Source organism: Staphylococcus sp. HMSC34C02, from assembly GCF_001838705.1.
GTDB lineage: Bacteria > Bacillota > Bacilli > Staphylococcales > Staphylococcaceae > Staphylococcus > Staphylococcus borealis.
Genome location: NZ_KV838550.1, coordinates 22,337 through 37,451 on the forward strand (window position 1 = coordinate 22,337; position 15,115 = coordinate 37,451).

The 15,115-nt window shown below is 34.5% G+C and carries 23 protein-coding genes; all 23 read right to left on the reverse strand.

Features of this window, described 5'->3' with window-relative positions:
• Positions 1 to 5: 5 nt before the first annotated feature.
• On the reverse strand, positions 6 to 182 hold the full coding sequence (locus HMPREF3239_RS12375) for a hypothetical protein (protein ID WP_162837136.1): 177 nt from the start codon (positions 180 to 182) through the stop codon (positions 6 to 8).
• A 14-nt stretch (positions 183 to 196) separates the two neighbouring features.
• Positions 197 to 1,501, reverse strand: a complete 1,305-nt coding sequence (locus HMPREF3239_RS00285; protein ID WP_070854280.1) for a phage major capsid protein — start codon at positions 1,499 to 1,501, stop codon at positions 197 to 199.
• Positions 1,502 to 1,551: 50 nt separating this feature from the next.
• Positions 1,552 to 2,112 carry an HK97 family phage prohead protease gene (locus HMPREF3239_RS00290; protein ID WP_256323722.1) on the reverse strand — a complete coding sequence of 187 codons (561 nt, stop codon included), beginning with the start codon at positions 2,110 to 2,112 and terminating at the stop codon, positions 1,552 to 1,554.
• Positions 2,093 to 3,340 (reverse strand): phage portal protein, encoded by a 1,248-nt coding sequence (locus tag HMPREF3239_RS00295; protein WP_070854282.1) that lies wholly within the window; start codon positions 3,338 to 3,340, stop codon positions 2,093 to 2,095. Before HMPREF3239_RS00295 ends, HMPREF3239_RS00290 begins: the two co-directional genes overlap by 20 nt.
• Complete coding sequence (locus tag HMPREF3239_RS12380; protein ID WP_176747932.1) at positions 3,340 to 3,516, reverse strand: hypothetical protein; 177 nt, start codon at positions 3,514 to 3,516, stop codon at positions 3,340 to 3,342. The genes HMPREF3239_RS00295 and HMPREF3239_RS12380 overlap by 1 nt, the downstream gene beginning before the upstream one ends.
• A 13-nt stretch (positions 3,517 to 3,529) precedes the next feature.
• Positions 3,530 to 5,281, reverse strand: a complete 1,752-nt coding sequence (locus tag HMPREF3239_RS00300) for a terminase large subunit (RefSeq protein WP_048668113.1) — start codon at positions 5,279 to 5,281, stop codon at positions 3,530 to 3,532.
• On the reverse strand, positions 5,274 to 5,744 hold the full coding sequence (locus HMPREF3239_RS00305) for a phage terminase small subunit P27 family (RefSeq protein WP_048668112.1): 471 nt from the start codon (positions 5,742 to 5,744) through the stop codon (positions 5,274 to 5,276). Before HMPREF3239_RS00305 ends, HMPREF3239_RS00300 begins: the two co-directional genes overlap by 8 nt.
• Positions 5,745 to 5,879: 135 nt before the next feature.
• Positions 5,880 to 6,227: an HNH endonuclease gene (locus tag HMPREF3239_RS00310; RefSeq protein WP_048668111.1), complete on the reverse strand. Its 348-nt coding sequence runs from the start codon at positions 6,225 to 6,227 to the stop codon at positions 5,880 to 5,882.
• Positions 6,228 to 6,392: 165 nt separating this feature from the next.
• Entirely contained in the window at positions 6,393 to 6,842 is a 450-nt protein-coding gene (locus HMPREF3239_RS00315) for a hypothetical protein (RefSeq protein ID WP_070854284.1), read from the reverse strand.
• A 13-nt stretch (positions 6,843 to 6,855) separates the two neighbouring features.
• Positions 6,856 to 7,134: a hypothetical protein gene (locus HMPREF3239_RS00320; RefSeq protein WP_070854285.1), complete on the reverse strand. Its 279-nt coding sequence runs from the start codon at positions 7,132 to 7,134 to the stop codon at positions 6,856 to 6,858.
• Positions 7,135 to 7,147: 13 nt separating this feature from the next.
• Positions 7,148 to 7,336 (reverse strand): DUF1514 family protein, encoded by a 189-nt coding sequence (locus HMPREF3239_RS00325; RefSeq protein ID WP_070854287.1) that lies wholly within the window; start codon positions 7,334 to 7,336, stop codon positions 7,148 to 7,150.
• Positions 7,336 to 7,494, reverse strand: a complete 159-nt coding sequence (gene rinB, locus HMPREF3239_RS00330) for a transcriptional activator RinB (protein WP_070854288.1) — start codon at positions 7,492 to 7,494, stop codon at positions 7,336 to 7,338. Before rinB ends, HMPREF3239_RS00325 begins: the two co-directional genes overlap by 1 nt.
• Before the next feature lie 5 nt (positions 7,495 to 7,499).
• Positions 7,500 to 8,327, reverse strand: a complete 828-nt coding sequence (locus tag HMPREF3239_RS00335) for a hypothetical protein (protein WP_070550194.1) — start codon at positions 8,325 to 8,327, stop codon at positions 7,500 to 7,502.
• Positions 8,320 to 8,637: a MazG-like family protein gene (locus HMPREF3239_RS00340; protein WP_070854336.1), complete on the reverse strand. Its 318-nt coding sequence runs from the start codon at positions 8,635 to 8,637 to the stop codon at positions 8,320 to 8,322. The genes HMPREF3239_RS00335 and HMPREF3239_RS00340 overlap by 8 nt, the downstream gene beginning before the upstream one ends.
• Positions 8,638 to 8,777: 140 nt before the next feature.
• On the reverse strand, positions 8,778 to 8,963 hold the full coding sequence (locus HMPREF3239_RS12560) for a hypothetical protein (protein WP_070854290.1): 186 nt from the start codon (positions 8,961 to 8,963) through the stop codon (positions 8,778 to 8,780).
• Positions 8,960 to 10,705, reverse strand: coding sequence for a DNA cytosine methyltransferase (gene dcm, locus HMPREF3239_RS00350; protein ID WP_256323723.1), 1,746 nt, complete (start codon positions 10,703 to 10,705; stop codon positions 8,960 to 8,962). Before dcm ends, HMPREF3239_RS12560 begins: the two co-directional genes overlap by 4 nt.
• Positions 10,702 to 11,166: a nucleoside 2-deoxyribosyltransferase gene (locus HMPREF3239_RS00355; RefSeq protein WP_070854292.1), complete on the reverse strand. Its 465-nt coding sequence runs from the start codon at positions 11,164 to 11,166 to the stop codon at positions 10,702 to 10,704. Before HMPREF3239_RS00355 ends, dcm begins: the two co-directional genes overlap by 4 nt.
• The gene (locus tag HMPREF3239_RS00360; RefSeq protein ID WP_083324734.1) at positions 11,163 to 11,534 is read right to left on the reverse strand and encodes a DUF3310 domain-containing protein; all 372 of its coding nucleotides are present in this window, start codon (positions 11,532 to 11,534) and stop codon (positions 11,163 to 11,165) included. Before HMPREF3239_RS00360 ends, HMPREF3239_RS00355 begins: the two co-directional genes overlap by 4 nt.
• 82 nt (positions 11,535 to 11,616) lie before the next feature.
• Positions 11,617 to 11,868 (reverse strand): hypothetical protein, encoded by a 252-nt coding sequence (locus tag HMPREF3239_RS00365; protein ID WP_070854295.1) that lies wholly within the window; start codon positions 11,866 to 11,868, stop codon positions 11,617 to 11,619.
• A complete protein-coding gene (locus HMPREF3239_RS00370) occupies positions 11,843 to 12,013 on the reverse strand; it encodes a hypothetical protein (protein ID WP_224743120.1) in 171 nt (56 codons plus the stop codon). The genes HMPREF3239_RS00365 and HMPREF3239_RS00370 overlap by 26 nt, the downstream gene beginning before the upstream one ends.
• Positions 12,014 to 12,017: 4 nt before the next feature.
• Positions 12,018 to 12,212, reverse strand: a complete 195-nt coding sequence (locus tag HMPREF3239_RS00375; RefSeq protein WP_011276630.1) for a hypothetical protein — start codon at positions 12,210 to 12,212, stop codon at positions 12,018 to 12,020.
• 3 nt (positions 12,213 to 12,215) lie between these two features.
• The gene (locus tag HMPREF3239_RS00380) at positions 12,216 to 12,527 is read right to left on the reverse strand and encodes a VRR-NUC domain-containing protein (protein WP_070854297.1); all 312 of its coding nucleotides are present in this window, start codon (positions 12,525 to 12,527) and stop codon (positions 12,216 to 12,218) included.
• Between the two features lie 286 nt (positions 12,528 to 12,813).
• On the reverse strand, positions 12,814 to 15,114 hold the full coding sequence (locus HMPREF3239_RS00385) for a phage/plasmid primase, P4 family (RefSeq protein ID WP_070854299.1): 2,301 nt from the start codon (positions 15,112 to 15,114) through the stop codon (positions 12,814 to 12,816).
• Position 15,115 lies beyond the last annotated feature (1 nt).

Here is a 15,115-nt window from a genome sequence, read left to right on the forward strand (position 1 = left end):
ATCACCTACTTTTTGTCTTTATTATCAATACGTTCTAAGAAAGGACCTTCATAGCCTTTATCTGATAAAGTTTTCTCAATTTCTTCTGAACGTTTGACAGTCATCTCAACTTTTTCATTTTTGATTAGTTTTTTTTCTAATTCTAAATCTTTATAAGGTTTTAACACTTTAAATTTAGCCATTATTTAGCCTCCTTTTATGCTTCTGGTGAGCCAGTGCCTAAATCTCCAGCTGTACCTGTGTAAGTTAAGAAACGACCTGCTTCTTCTACACCTTTTACAACGTCAAAACGCATGTAAGTTGCTAAAATTTGACCATAAATCTCATTTTCTACCCATTTAACAGTAGCTTGTTTACGGTCTGCAAAGAAAATTGCGTAGTTTAAGTCGCCAATAAATGCTTTTTTATCGCCTTTAGCACCTAAGATTTCATCTTTAACGATAAATACTGGACGACCAAATAAAGTTGTACCTGATTTGCTAGTGATATCTTGTTTTAATAAATATTGACCGTTTTTGTCTTTAAGTGTATCTAATGCTTGATAGAATGATTGAGACACAACTAATGAAAGGTTGTAAGCTGGATCAATATCTACATTGATGATCGCTTTAATATCATCTAAGTTTTCAGTGTTGACCGCCTCGAATGTTTTCATAACGTCAGCAATTTGTTTGTTAGTCGTGTTTAAAGCTTGGCGTGCATTGTTTTTGGCAATGATTTGAGCAAGATTTGCTTCACTATCGTCTAAACTTTCTTGAGATACCGGAATTTGTCCACGATATGTTTTGATTTTGTAATCAATATCAGTAAACTTAGGACGTTTTAATTCTGGGTTTTTTTCTAATTCTTCAACTGCAATCATTGTTTCTTGTGCAGGATTTAAGATTGGATGAGAACCTGCAGCAGTTGTAACTGGTTGAACGTTTACGAATTTTTTAAGATCTACTACCGTTTCAGGTAATTCTTCTGGCACATATTTAATATCTTCTGGAATTAAAGGTTGTGCATCAACTGATTTAACGTTGTCACGTTTAGCCCCTTTTGATTTGATGTAATCTACAAAGCCTTGAGCTTCGTCAGATAACTTGCTTTGTTTGTTTTCAATAATCTGTCTTGTCATTGAGCGTTTGCCTCCTAATTTCTTTTTATCTTCTAAATCATCATCAGTTGGTTCTTCAACTGTTTCTTTTTTTACTTCAACCTTTTCTGGTTGTTCTTTTTTCTCTGTTACTTCTACATCTTTACTTTCAGCATCTGGTTTGTCGTTTTTTACTTCTGTTTCTGTCTTTTCAGTTGATGCTGGTTTCTCTGAGTTACCAGAGATTTTTTCTTCTGCTTGAACTGCATCGGCGATTTCTTTTTGTTCATTGTATGTTGCTTTAGCAGTTTCAATTTCTTCTTTCAATTTTCTAGCAGTTTCAACATCTCCGTCTGCTACTGCTTTTTGTGCTTGGTCAATTAAATCATTAATTGACTTCGCTTGTTCATCTAATGTCGCCATTAAACTCACTCCTTTTAATTTATTTATTAAAACTCGGCATAAAAAATAGCCTACGTATCTACACGTAAGCTTTCTAAGTCGAATTCTAATTTATACTTTTCTAATTCCTTAAATTTGTCGAGACCTTTTGCCCGTTGTCCTACAACAACTGATGTATCTCGATACGCTGGTAGAGTAACAATACTTACTTCCAAAAGTTCATCAATCTTGTTAATTGTTTGTACATATTCACCGTTAATCTTTGACCATGTTCTTGCAGTATCGTCGTTAATAGGGAGTGTATAAAAAAAGCTGCATTGGTTTACATTGCCTGCTTTGATATTTTCATAAATATCTCTTGCATAGCTTGTATTTGGTAAAAAACATTTGAAATAAAGACCTTTGTCGTCAACGGTTAGTTCTAACGTATTTGCTAATGTACGACCAACAATTTGATTATAATCGTGATTGATTAAACACTTAACATCTGTTACATCTACCTGACTTAGTGCAGTCGGACTTATAATTTCTTTAAACCCTCCTAAGTCATCGCTTAATGTGTCGAAAATAATTGCATAACCTTCTACTACCATTTCTTCATCGGTAGTTGTTTCAATCTGACTGTATGCCACCCAGTTCATCACCTCCTTTATTGAGGCTATCTATATTCTTCTGAACTTTACTATCTTGATAAGCTGATAAATCTTTTAAGAATATAGTATTTAAATCAGCGAGTGGCTCACTGCCATTTTCTACTGGTTTAAAGCCGAATTGCGCTCTAGCTTCATCTAACGTAATAATTTTCTTAGTGAATAACTGCGTAACACGTTCAAGTTTTACTTCTGGATCACTATCAATCAAACGTGCTACGTCATAATCGAGTGTTACTTCATATGGCGATTGAGCAAATAATTTTTCTTCAATTTCCGCATTCATCATTGAGAAAATTGGATATAACGTACTTCTATAATATTCAATACCACTGTCTTTTAAAGAAGTATTAACAGTTTCAATGCCTAGTTTCGATAAAGGTAAACCAAATGCTTTAGCAACCTGCTGGGTACTAAATTTATAGCTATTTAAAAAGTTCAACACTTCGGTTGGTACTTTTAATCTGTCAAAAGTCATTGTGTCATCTAGCATAACTAAACCGTTATTATTCTTTAATTGACTGTTTTCAAAGTTTTGTCTGATTATCGCTAATTCTTCATCAGAATAACGACCATCTTCGTATTTAAGTATTGCAGTAGAAGTACCGCCATTTTTAAAGAACTCATCTAAGAATTTCTTACTTCCCATTGAAATGCCGATTTCATTAGCTAGAGCGAATAAAGGACTATAACCGTTAAATCCGTCCATTGAGAACATTCTAAAATGAAGTACATCTTCTGTATCAAAACGGACATGACCGTCACGTTCATCAATATAGTTATACTTAATTTTATCGTCTATTTGTTCAATAGATACTGCGCTATTTTGCATGTGGTAAAGTTCTATCGGTTGCCCTTTATCATCTCTTACAATTTCAACGTATGAGTTACCGTTTAAAAGCATGTTCGCTACAATAATGTATTTGAAGTGCCACGCATCTAAATATGGATTAGGTCGTTTATTAAGTAGTTTAAGTATTTTTTTATCATCATCTAAATAGCTATCTGCATCGTTAAATTGAATACTAGTACTTGCGATATCTTTAGAGATGATATCTATTGCTGTAAATACATCACTGTTCCTTAATGAGCTAATGCCATTCCATGTGATACCACCTAAGCCATTTGCTTCTGTAATCATACGTAAGGTGCTTCTATCAACTGTTACTTCATTACTACGTCTGAAACCATTAAAATTAAATACGCCCATTAACTATTTCCACCTCCTCCCTTAAAAGGCTGGTCAAGTGTTAATGCAAAGCCTGTCACAAGTAGTCCAGTAACAATAAAACCTAATGGCTTCCATGCTAAATATGCACCATATCCAATTAAGATAATTCCGACTAATGTTAATAGTAAGATGATAATATTCTTTGCAATTTCCATGTGTGACACCTCCCTAAATAAATACTGGTAATGCTCGTTTCTTATCCCACTCATGCTCACTTGCGATGACATAAGCAAAAATGGTACTCATTAATGGATCAATCTTTTCACGATTGAGTTTTTTCTCAATCATGACGCTATCATTCACATTCTTAGATACTGCATTTTTTACTGCGATATCGAGCAATGGATTTTTATGATGCTTAATTTGTTCATCTATAACTTTCAATCTAAAATCAATAACTGGATTAGATAACGTCATAGCACCCTGACGAATTTCAATTAATTCATAACGCCAGTTTCGTTTTTCAATTTCTGCAATAAAACCATGAATAGCATGTGGATCATAACAAATAGCTTGAACATCTAAGTTGTTAGTTAAGATATATTTTTCAATGTAATCTAATACTTGATTACTGTTGATAATGCCACTTTGTAAGTCGGTAATTGTACAATAACCGTGTTGTGCCATTTGCCTATAATCTATTAGGTCACGTTCAATTTTTGCTTGTAGTCCACCTTTAGTAGCAACAAATGAATGGCTTGTCACAAAATATTGTTTCTTAACTTCATCTAAATGTATAAATGAAACTGCTGTTAAGTCATCAGCACGAGATAAGTCTAGTCCGATATATGTTTTAGTTCCTTTAATATCAAAATCAGTTTCGTTTTTCTTCCAGTCGTTAAAATCTAGATAGCTTTCTTCTGACGCTTGCATCCAATAATTAAAGTTTTTAACTAATACTCGGAACATCGTACCTTTTTTAACTGCTTCATCTACTCGTTTTTGCAAGAAATCTTCAATCTGTTCTTTTAGATCATCACTTTCATTGATTAGTGGATTACTTTTTGCCCACATTGTCTTGTCTTGCCATTCTTCCTCGCCATCTTGTTCAAAAATTATTGCAAAATACTGTTCATCTCGATATGTGTCAGCGAGTATTTCTTTAGCATAAGGCCATTCGTCCATATACATCGGCGCATTTAGATTAAAACCAGCAGTTGAGATGATGAAGATTAAGCTTTGCATTAAGTTACCTTGACCTGATTGGATAAGCTCTAGCATTTCGTTTGTTTTTGCAGCATGATATTCATCTATAACAGCTAAAAATGGCTCAAAACCGTCAACTGCCCCTGTATCACGAGAGAGAGGCATAACGTATGAGCCATCTTTTGTATGTTGTAGTAGTTCTCTAACCTTTTTAACGTCTTTTTTTAGTTCAGGTACTTGAGAAATGAAGTACATCAGTTGCTTAGCTACCATGTTGAATACAATACTAGCTTGTTTCTTATCATTTGCAGCACAAAAAATTTGTCGTCCTTCAGCAGGCTCTCTATCAAACAAAAATGAGTAGAGTGTTAAACCACTTACTAAGAGTGATTTCCCACCTTTACGAGCCATTGAGATAAATGCTTTATTAAATCTTAGATAATCATCTTCTTCAGTAAACCAACCTCTTACCATTGATACGATAAATTTTTGAAACAATGCGAGTTTATTAAATTTACCTTTTGTATCTGGCAATACTTCAATAAATTGAATAACTTTCTTTGCACGTTTAGGTTTATATACATAAGGAAACTCATCATCTTCAATACTTCGCTTGACATCTCTTAAATGTCTAATACAAGCAAGTTGTGTATCTTTGCAAGTAATAAATGTGCCAGACAGTACCATGACACAGTATTTATAAGCATCATCTTTATACTCATTAGGAATGTCTAACAGTTTTTCATATTCTTTATTAATTTTTACGTTAGTCATCGTCAGCAACACCAAATTTACCGTAAATAGATTGTTTTTGTTCGTCAGGTGTAGGTACAACCAACTTCATTCGACTGTCAATCGTCATTCCTAACTGCCCACAGATTGATTTAAGTTCTTTTATTCCATCCATGTAAGTAAAGTATTGAGGTGTTCGCTTTGTACCTTCTTCATTCACTGTGCCATGTTGCATAATATGGCGATACGCTTCATCTGTAAGTGATACTAATTGGCAATAACGTTTGATACGATCATAATCAAGTTCTGCAATAGGTAATTGTTCGAGCAAAGGAATGATACGTTTCCATTCTTTCTTACCTTCTTTAGTCAAATCAGTTGGCACACACTTAACATCAATCTTATTAAATTGAGATAAACCATTTTCTTTAAGTTCTTGATATTCTAAATCTTCTTTATTGTGATTCCCTGTTTTTGCAGCGTTCAATTTACGTGGTCTAGCCATGTTCTCACCTCCAAATAGCGATTTTAGATTTTTAGTTTCTAGAATTTGGGTACAAAAAAGTTATCGAGCGATTACGCCCTACGCGTATCACAGAGGGGGTATTCTTGCCCCTCCCTTAAATTTCCAATGCATTATTCATCGTTTCCGTCTTTGCCCCCTATGGCTCTCTAAATGGCACTCGGCACATACCGTTTCTAAGTTGTTTATATCAAGTCGTTTTTCCCAATCATCTTTCAATTCAATAATGTGATGAACGTAAAAACGTTGACCTTTTTTAACTGGATTTACATATCCTTTTCTAAGGCACGACTGACACAAGTATTTATCACGTAATAACACTTGTTTACGTTTATTTCTCCATTCTTTTGAATGATAGAACTCCATATACTTACTATCCTTACCATACCTCGTATGTGCGTTATACTGTTTGGCATTACGTTGCCTATTACGTTCCCTTTGTGCCTTGTACTCGCTCTCAGTCATTGTCTTTCTTCCTTGTCTAATCTTTGGTTGAATGAATGACAAATCATTTCACTTCTTTCAAGACAAAAAGAAAAGAACAAACAACAATGAAGTTGAATGTTCTTTCTGATTGTTAGATATTATTATCACAATTCAATTATAAGATTTATTTATTCATATACAAAATTAATGTTGATGTTGCTTATCTTGTTGAAGTTGTTGAAGTTGTTGATTGTGTTTATCTTGTTGTTTTACATACACATTTACAATCTCATTAATTCGACTATCTAAGTTTGTTCTTCCAATGTTCATGATCTCTCGAACATCTTTAGGTTTCTTTCCTTTCTTGAATAAGTAGAGAATGTTTAAGTTCATATCATTATTAATGTTATGTTCATACTTATCTATAAACGATACAACTTCTATGTGTTCATCATGTATTCTTGATAGTACATAATTACGAGTAGCAATCGCTTGTACCTTATCTGTTGTCTTACCTTGTGGCTTCGGCATAGCTGCTTCTATACCATACTGTGCTGTACCATTACTATCTTGAATGTACCTTTCATCTATAAGTATGTTCTTACGCCAATGATAACTGTATATCATATCCCTGATTTGCTCATGTGTGTACAAGTGATTACCTCCATTACTTAATGTCGCCATATTTATCAAAGAAACTTTTCTGATTAGATACATTTATCATATAATCGCAAGTCTCTTCATCAAGGTATCTATAAAATATAGTGCCAATTGGATAAGTGACATTATCTTTAATCACCTTTCTCATAAGTCTTTCTTGTCCTTCTACGTTTGTAATTAGGGATACTCTTTCTCCTATAAATTCTCCTACTTCTTTAAAATTCTCTTTACCTTTAAACTCGATATATTCTACTTCTCTTGGTTTTTCATATGCTTTTTTAATCATTATTATTCCTCCATTACTTAAACTGTTTCTTCGCTCTCTCAATCTCACGTTCAATATCTTCTATATCACTCTCTCTTACAAACTTACTAAAGAGATATACATTAGTGTATTTCAATGCATCTAATTCTTTACGCAACATCGAGTTACTACCTAATGTAATCAGTAGTGCTATTGCGAGAATTATTGATATTGTTATCCACATTATTTCGTAACCTCCATATTTAAGTGTGCATGATCTGATTGGTTGAATGTATCTATATCGTCCGTAGATTGTAGTTTGATGATTAGTTCGTTAGTTAGATATTTACTTAGTTCATACAATGCGATGATGAACCATATTTTTAGTATGCGTTTAATCATTCCGCTCACTCCTTACCTAGCATTTGTTTAATTTTAGTTAGTACATCGCTATCTTCTTTCTGATCATATTCAAAATAATAACCACCCGTTTTATTTCTATTGCCATTTAAAACTTTACTTATATTTCCTTGTTGTAAACCTGTGTATGTTACAGCGTCTTTTACACAATCAAATTTCATAATCAACTCTTTAGTTTTATAATCGTACATAGATATAGGTCTACTTTTAACTAATTTAAACTCTTGCAATCCTTTTTCTGCATTTTCTTTAGAAGTAACAAATTGCATATTTTCATAAAAATAACCTAAATTAGGGTTAATTCTATCTATACTCGGCGCTAAACCTCTATCAAACCCACTATTTTTATAATTTTCGAATAGCTTCACAAACGAATAATGTTTAATAAATTTTGTAGTAAATTCTTGCACGCTGAACGGTAATTCTCCAAACCCTTTTTCTCTGTTTCTTGACGCCATTGCATAGTATAATTTATTCAAAAAACCAAACTCAGTTTTTGTATATTCACGTCTATAATTCTTGTGGTAATCATTACCCTTAGATATTCTATCTACAATATCCAAATGAACAATTCGTTTAACACAACCACAATCTTTTCTTCTTCCGGATGTTAAATATTGCATAGGAAATAGTACGGTGTTACCACATTCACATTCGCAATCGTAACAGATTACTTTTTTACCATTAGGTCTTATTTTTACAATTCTTTCAACCGGTTTTAATTTCCCAAAAACTTGTCCTAAAATATTAACTTTCATTTTTGTAGGCGTTTCAGCTAAAGGGAAGTCATCAACATTTGAATGTACTCTAACCATTCAAATCACTTTCCTTAATAAAAGTACCGTTTATAGTACGCCCTTTTCTCCCTTTAATCTCGTCATATGCATACTGTAAACACTCCTGTAACGTCATATCATGTTGTTGCGCCAAGATGATTAATGTAACGACTGTATCGCCTATCCCGTCTTTTAATGCATCCATTTGCCCACGAGATAATGCTGATGCAACTTCTCCAGCCTCTTCGTAGAATTTAAGTGCTTGTCTATCTGAATTCCCATTGTGTAAATCTTTATCAATACTCCATTGTTGTACTTGTTCTACTAATTGATCTAATGTGTTATTCATCTTCTGATCCTCCAATTGTTTTCTTAATTTAGCTATATCCTGTATTAGTTCATCACGTTGTTTACGGAAACTCTCACATTCTCTTCTAACTTTCTTCAACCTAGCGTCCATAACACTAGATACAAACTTAGCTTCTGCGTTCACCTTACACACTCCCTGTTCCTTTTTATGTCACACTCACTAACTTTCATCGTCACTCTACTTCCTGCTACCTTAACCACAAAGCCTTTGACACCTAACTCACGTAATTCACACTGTATTTGTGTAGGTGTCTTGCCTTGTGTGTTGTATTTGTAGCGTTGGTTAATTGTGTCGGATAATATCATTCCAACTCACCTACAATCGCATCTACGACATTAACAGTTACTGCATTACCCGCTTGTTTATATAATTGTGATTTACTCACTCCACTATTTTTAGCTTTATAAAACTGTTCATCTGTAAAGCCCTGAAGTCGCCAACATTCTAAAGGTGTAAGTTTGCGTATTCTTAAATTATTTGTGATTGGTAAAATGGCTGTTTTAAACCCTTCTGGTCTAGTAGTAACAGTTGGACTAATTCCAGTTGAATTTAACGTTTTATTATAGGAATTAATCGTCATACCTTCTTCGATTAAATCAATGTTCTCGTTCATCGTTTCACTAGCTTGTTTACCTAAACGTCCGTACTGTTCTTTAGGCACATATTGAATTACATCTTTTAAATTATGTGACACTCCCAAAGATAAATAATAGTCATTTTTAATTTTTAGAATTTCGTATTGCTCGTCATCACTATTGATTAAAATAATATGTTCTTTATCAATTACTTTTATAACTGGTTCGACATAAATATAATCCGGTTCAAATTGATCTGGTAAATTAACATATTGTCTTTCATCATATAGTATATTATCTTTTTCATAGAAATTATGTCCTTTATCAACAACCACACCTTGATTAACTTCTCCTGCTTGTAACGTCTGTGCTACTTGTTTACCTACACGCCCACGTCTAGTTTTACTGTTAGGAAACGAAGTATTAACACTATCACCTTCCATAGCCTCTGCATATCCTTTTTTAGTTGCTTCTCTAATCGCTATCCCGTGTCTATCTTGGCTAGTTAATGTAAACATTGGATCGTTATCCTCTTTAAAACGTCTACCGTTTTGTCGTTTGTTTACTCTATCTGGCGTTAATACTGGAATAGCCACTTGCTTAGCCCCTTTATAATCTCTCGCTGCAATAGTAGGACTTAAACCATTCACATCATGAACGTTATGTGCATTGTGGTGTGTATTAGATGTATTGCCAACCACTGCCACTTTTGGTTGTCTATCCCCACCTTGCATTGTGTTAAGTGTAGGACTTACCCTATTCACACTATGAACACTATCAACATCTCTGTAATCGTAGTGGTTTAATCTACCGCTTAAATCTTCATTCAACGTTAACTTTCTTGTCTTTTCTTCGGATAAGTAGTAACTTTCGTCTACGTCTTTCTCTAAGATGTCAACTAGTCGTGTGTCGACGCTTGTTTGTTGTTTAACTAAGTTGAATAACTTAGGTTCTTTCCATACGTCTTTACGTGTAACTAAGATGTATACGCGCTCTCTATTTTGTGGAACTCCCCAATATTTGCTGTTAAACAAGCCCCATTCGATGAAATACCCCAGTTCATCCAACGCTTGAACGATTGTTCCATAAGTTCTCCCTTTGTCGTGTGAGAGTAACCCTTTGACGTTTTCCAGTAATACATAAGATGGTTGGATCTCTTTAATCGCCCTCGCAATATGAAAGAAGATTGTCCCTCTTGTATCTTCAAACCCTCTGCGGTTCCCTGCGATACTAAAGGCTTGGCAAGGAAAGCCCCCTGTGATGATGTCGACTTGTCCTCTGTATAATCGAAAATGTTCATCTGTAACGCTTGTGATGTCATCTAACTCCTCCTCATTTTCTGTATCGTATATCGCTCTATAACTTTGTTTAGCGAATTTGTCTATCTCTGCAAACGCTACACATTCATGACCGTGTTTTTCTAATGCAGAACGGAAACCTCCAATACCACTACATATATCTATGAATTTCATGCGTTCAACTCCTCACATATCTCATCAAACGTTTGAATACCTCTCCCGTCAGTGACATCCATGATTACGCCATACACATATTGATTAATACTGAACTCTGCACGATCTTGTTCATCTGAAATATGTCCTGTGCCTTGTCTAATGTCAGTACATTGAACATAAATCTTAATGTCCTTCTCACTAGCTTTTTTAAGATGCTGTGCGTACCCCATTTCGCAAATTGTTCCTTGTGCATGTGGTAAGTAGTCGAATATCATGACATCGCTTGTTTCCATGCCTAATGTGTCGTTAAACACAATACGTTCTGCTAATTTATCTTGCTTAGCATTCGCTTTGTCATTGATATCCTTATCGTCGTGTGGTGCGTAGACTTTAAAGCCTAATCGTTGTAATTCTTGTTTCTCCCATTCACGACGCATCTGTTGCCCTATGCTTAGCATGTCGCCACCTAAATAGATCATTGTTCGGCCTCCCACTTCTCAAATGCACGATTTAAATACCAGCGTGCTTTGTCTAAATCTTCCTTGCCATTTTTATGATTGGCTCTAGCAATATACTTGATTGCATTACCGATACTAAATGCTAATTCTGATTTATAATCTTTAGTGACCTGTTCAATAAAATCTATAATCTCAATATCGCCGTAAGTATAATGTGGTGGTTCGTTTATAAAATCCACTTTACGTGTGAATGGCTCATCAACTCTCACAAAGTCATCGTTATCTGTAAGTGTGAATTTATAACCATCTGCATTCTCAACCTCTGCGTACCAAACTGTTTTTAATAGTATTTCTTTTGCATACACACGATTGACTATGGCCGTTTGCATAGCAGTAATACCTTTAAATGGTGCTTGGAACTGAACAATATTATCTACTTTCAAATCAATTATTCTTACGTTTTTCATTCCGTTACCCCCTCTGTACATTGCCGTACTGATCCGTTTTGACTTTAACCATAAGATTGTTTTGCACTAGGTTTTTAAAGTATCTAGTGTTTACTCTATGCTTAGCAACCTCACGCTCTACACGTTTAGCCCTAGCAATACGTTCTTCTCTACGTTTACGTTTCAATGCTCTTTCGTGCCTAATTTCTGCTTGCTGTATCTCATACAACTGCTTAGCTGTTAATTGCTTTTCATTTCTTTCGTACGTCTGCACCATACTCATATACTCCTTTACCATGTATTAACTCTGGTCCACGTAGACCTTCTTTATATCTCTTACGAACTGTGCTATCAGATACATCAAAATATTTGTACACATCACACAATCTGTAACGTTTACCGTTTAAATTCACTTTTATCATGGTGTCACTTCCAATCTGCATAACTGACACTAACGTCAGTAATGTTTTTGATATTATCGAGTAAATTGTCAGGGTCATTTTTATATCTATTAGCGTAATGTTCGATATAGTTTTCTCTATCTGCATGTTTGTTTATCCAAATAGGTTGTTCTACTTCGACGGTTAAATCGAATGTGAGTTTTAGTGTTTCTTCTTGCATGATTTATCCCTCCACAATCTGAATTGCATCTTCCACACTTCTAGCAACCCCATATAAAATATTTTGCGTTTCTGCGAATGCTTTAAATTTCTTTTGTTCAGGTCTTAATCTTCCACTTTCTGTTTTTACTTCAATTGCTATAAACTTGCCATCCGATTTACGATAACCGAATGTATCTGGAAACCCTTTCGGCAATAATTTAATAATGCGATTATCTTTAGTTACGACTTTTCCAGCATTTGCTCTCCAAAGTCTATGACCACGTTGATTGATTGCTAAGATAATTTCATTTTGTATTTTTTGTTCGCTTGGCATATATTTCCTCCAATTTGGAACGGTTTGGAAGGGTTAATTTTAAAAAGTGGAAGGGTTTATTCTTACTCTCCCAACGATTTCAGTAAAAATGGAAGGGTTGGACCCTTTTTTAGTAAAGTATTTATATATATTATTACTATTTTTTATTGTTTTACTTTTCTTAGAAAACTATTCCAACTATTCCATTTAAAAAATAAAAATTCTATAAAAGGCTTTATACCAATAGTTCAAGCAGTGGAAGGGTTGACCCTCCAACTATTCCAAAACCCTTCCAAAACTATTCCATTTACATTTTCAACCGGATTAAACCTGGGTTATATTCGTGTAAAATGTTAATTCCGTAATACTTAACACCGTTTGACGTTTTCTTAGTAAATTTTTTAGCCATTTCTTTTCCAAACTTTGTACTACTCATTCTGTGTTGATGATTATCTTTGGCCCATTCATCGTATGCCTCAAATAACAAACTAGCTTTAATATTCTCGCCCTGCTTAACTACACAACATTCTTCAATAAATGCTGCGATACTATCCATTTCAGTACGGTACTCATCTCTCTGCTCTTTTATAATGGCAGGTTCTGCAAGTCCGATACGTTGCCATTCAAGAAAACCGTCTAAGCACCATTTCATAATTGCAGGTAATTCACGCTTTAATTTCTGTGTAAGCTCTCTGTCGACTTCTTCAAGCGGTATTTGCTTTTCAAAAGGTATAATGACAAAACGTCTCCAAATACCTTCATCACGACCACGTACATATGGTTTGTGGTTGGTTGCCATCCACAATTTAAACTGTGGTGTGAACTCGAATTCATTTTCATACAAACGTCTTGCTGACACTCTATCGCCACCAGTTAATTGTTTGATTAATCCTTCGTCAAAACGTTCACCCTCATTAGGTTCTGTGGTAGTAACCAACCTTGCACCGTCTAATTTAGCTATTTCTGGTGAGGCATCTGATTGATTTTTACTTGCCATAATTGCTTGTGGTTGAATGTTTGTTGCGTAGTTACCAAAGATTTCATTTAAAATATCTAAGAAAACTGACTTACCGTTTCGACCGTTACCATAAAGCACCATTAACACTTGTTCTGTCGTGTATCCAGATAAAGAATAACCAACAGCTCTTTGAATAAATCGGATGAGTTCTTGGTTGTCTAAGAATATGTCGTTCAAAAATTCTTCCCACTTAGGACAATCTGATTTATCCGTGTATTCAACATTAGATATCTTGGTAAAATATTGTTGCTTATCGTGTTCTTTAAGTTCTCCAGTTTTTAAGTTAAGATAACCATTTTGGGTATTAAATAAATCGAAGTCTTTATCAAACGTTTCATTTGTAACTGGTAATAAGTGTTCACATTCTTTTAGCATGTTCACTTTTTTATTATGGTTACGTGTATCTTTCCAATGTCTGTAGCGATACTTTTCCATATCATCTTTATCGACACCGTCAGTAACAAACAATTTTTCTTTCTTAATACTTTCAGCAACTTTATCAGTGAGTATTTTCATGCGACCTGTGTCGTCAATCTTCCAACGTCTACCGTCGTAATACATCCATGATCGCGAAGTATAGTTATAACGTATGTTATCCCCAAATTTATCTTTAAGACGCTCTGCGTTGCCTGTATCGTCGTATGAGTACCCTTTGTTTTCTTTTGCTGGTTTGACTGCCTCATCCATGATAAAGAGTTGAAAATCATCATCTGTTGTTTCGGGAATAAATTCATTTTGACAAGTATCAATTGCAGTAGTGATTGTGATGTTACCGTAAGTGTCATCGCCTCTCTTCTCATCCCACTTATCACGATAAAGTTTTGATTTTCGAAAAATGTCGTCCATTTTTTTAGGATCACGTGCAGTCCAAAACGCTAAGTCATTAGCGAATGCCATGTCTGCCTCTGATTGTGAAGTATAGAATTGTGTCCAATCGCCTTCATATAGTGTGGTAAAACGTAGACCGTTCTTACTTTTTTTAGCAATATCGATAATTTGGTCGACAGATAAATCATTACCGCTACCAGCCACACTATTTTTAGGCGTTATTTCTGGTTCTTGCTTAGCAATATACTTACTGTGTAAGAAATTCAACTGACCATATTCGTCATTATTAATACCGTTGTAACCACCAATATGTTTACCTGTCATTGTAAAGAAACGACCTTTGTCATAAATTTCTACGTTTCCACGTCTGCGTCCTTTTTTAGGTAACTCGCCTTTCGTTATTAAATGAATACCTGTTCTGCTCGGTGATATTTCTGCATACGTTTCTAATACATTGATAAACTCACCAATGATATTTGAAGTGTCTGGGTTTTCTAAATATTCTTTAATTTCATTTTCTACTTTATCTAGGTCGATACCGACATATGGTTCTACAAAGAAAAAACCTATACCGTCATAACCATTTAAATTATTTACTGCGTCATCAAAACTGACCCATGTTGTTTTGTCATTAGATTTAGCCATGTTGTTATTGAGTGGGTTGTAAGGACGTTTTGTTTTACGTCCATTTTCAACCTCCTCAATTTTGAAACAACACCACTGATCTAATTCTTTAAGTTCATACGGAATACTGTCATACACA

Excerpts from the sequence above, each read along its gene's own strand:
- HMPREF3239_RS12375 (WP_162837136.1), bottom strand. The coding sequence starts at position 182 with ATGGCTAAATTTAAAGTGTTAAAACCTTATAAAGATTTAGAATTAGAA.
- HMPREF3239_RS00285 (WP_070854280.1), bottom strand. The coding sequence starts at position 1,501 with ATGGCGACATTAGATGAACAAGCGAAGTCAATTAATGATTTAATTGAC.
- HMPREF3239_RS00295 (WP_070854282.1), bottom strand. The coding sequence starts at position 3,340 with ATGGGCGTATTTAATTTTAATGGTTTCAGACGTAGTAATGAAGTAACA.
- HMPREF3239_RS12380 (WP_176747932.1), bottom strand. The coding sequence starts at position 3,516 with ATGGAAATTGCAAAGAATATTATCATCTTACTATTAACATTAGTCGGA.
- HMPREF3239_RS00300 (WP_048668113.1), bottom strand. The coding sequence starts at position 5,281 with ATGACTAACGTAAAAATTAATAAAGAATATGAAAAACTGTTAGACATT.
- HMPREF3239_RS00305 (WP_048668112.1), bottom strand. The coding sequence starts at position 5,744 with ATGGCTAGACCACGTAAATTGAACGCTGCAAAAACAGGGAATCACAAT.
- HMPREF3239_RS00310 (WP_048668111.1), bottom strand. The coding sequence starts at position 6,227 with ATGACTGAGAGCGAGTACAAGGCACAAAGGGAACGTAATAGGCAACGT.
- HMPREF3239_RS00320 (WP_070854285.1), bottom strand. The coding sequence starts at position 7,134 with ATGATTAAAAAAGCATATGAAAAACCAAGAGAAGTAGAATATATCGAG.
- HMPREF3239_RS00325 (WP_070854287.1), bottom strand. The coding sequence starts at position 7,336 with ATGTGGATAACAATATCAATAATTCTCGCAATAGCACTACTGATTACA.
- rinB (WP_070854288.1), bottom strand. The coding sequence starts at position 7,494 with ATGATTAAACGCATACTAAAAATATGGTTCATCATCGCATTGTATGAA.
- HMPREF3239_RS00335 (WP_070550194.1), bottom strand. The coding sequence starts at position 8,327 with ATGGTTAGAGTACATTCAAATGTTGATGACTTCCCTTTAGCTGAAACG.
- HMPREF3239_RS00340 (WP_070854336.1), bottom strand. The coding sequence starts at position 8,637 with ATGAATAACACATTAGATCAATTAGTAGAACAAGTACAACAATGGAGT.
- HMPREF3239_RS12560 (WP_070854290.1), bottom strand. The coding sequence starts at position 8,963 with ATGATATTATCCGACACAATTAACCAACGCTACAAATACAACACACAA.
- dcm (WP_256323723.1), bottom strand. The coding sequence starts at position 10,705 with ATGAAATTCATAGATATATGTAGTGGTATTGGAGGTTTCCGTTCTGCA.
- HMPREF3239_RS00355 (WP_070854292.1), bottom strand. The coding sequence starts at position 11,166 with ATGATCTATTTAGGTGGCGACATGCTAAGCATAGGGCAACAGATGCGT.
- HMPREF3239_RS00360 (WP_083324734.1), bottom strand. The coding sequence starts at position 11,534 with ATGCAAACGGCCATAGTCAATCGTGTGTATGCAAAAGAAATACTATTA.
- HMPREF3239_RS00365 (WP_070854295.1), bottom strand. The coding sequence starts at position 11,868 with ATGGTGCAGACGTACGAAAGAAATGAAAAGCAATTAACAGCTAAGCAG.
- HMPREF3239_RS00370 (WP_224743120.1), bottom strand. The coding sequence starts at position 12,013 with ATGATAAAAGTGAATTTAAACGGTAAACGTTACAGATTGTGTGATGTG.
- HMPREF3239_RS00375 (WP_011276630.1), bottom strand. The coding sequence starts at position 12,212 with ATGCAAGAAGAAACACTAAAACTCACATTCGATTTAACCGTCGAAGTA.
- HMPREF3239_RS00380 (WP_070854297.1), bottom strand. The coding sequence starts at position 12,527 with ATGCCAAGCGAACAAAAAATACAAAATGAAATTATCTTAGCAATCAAT.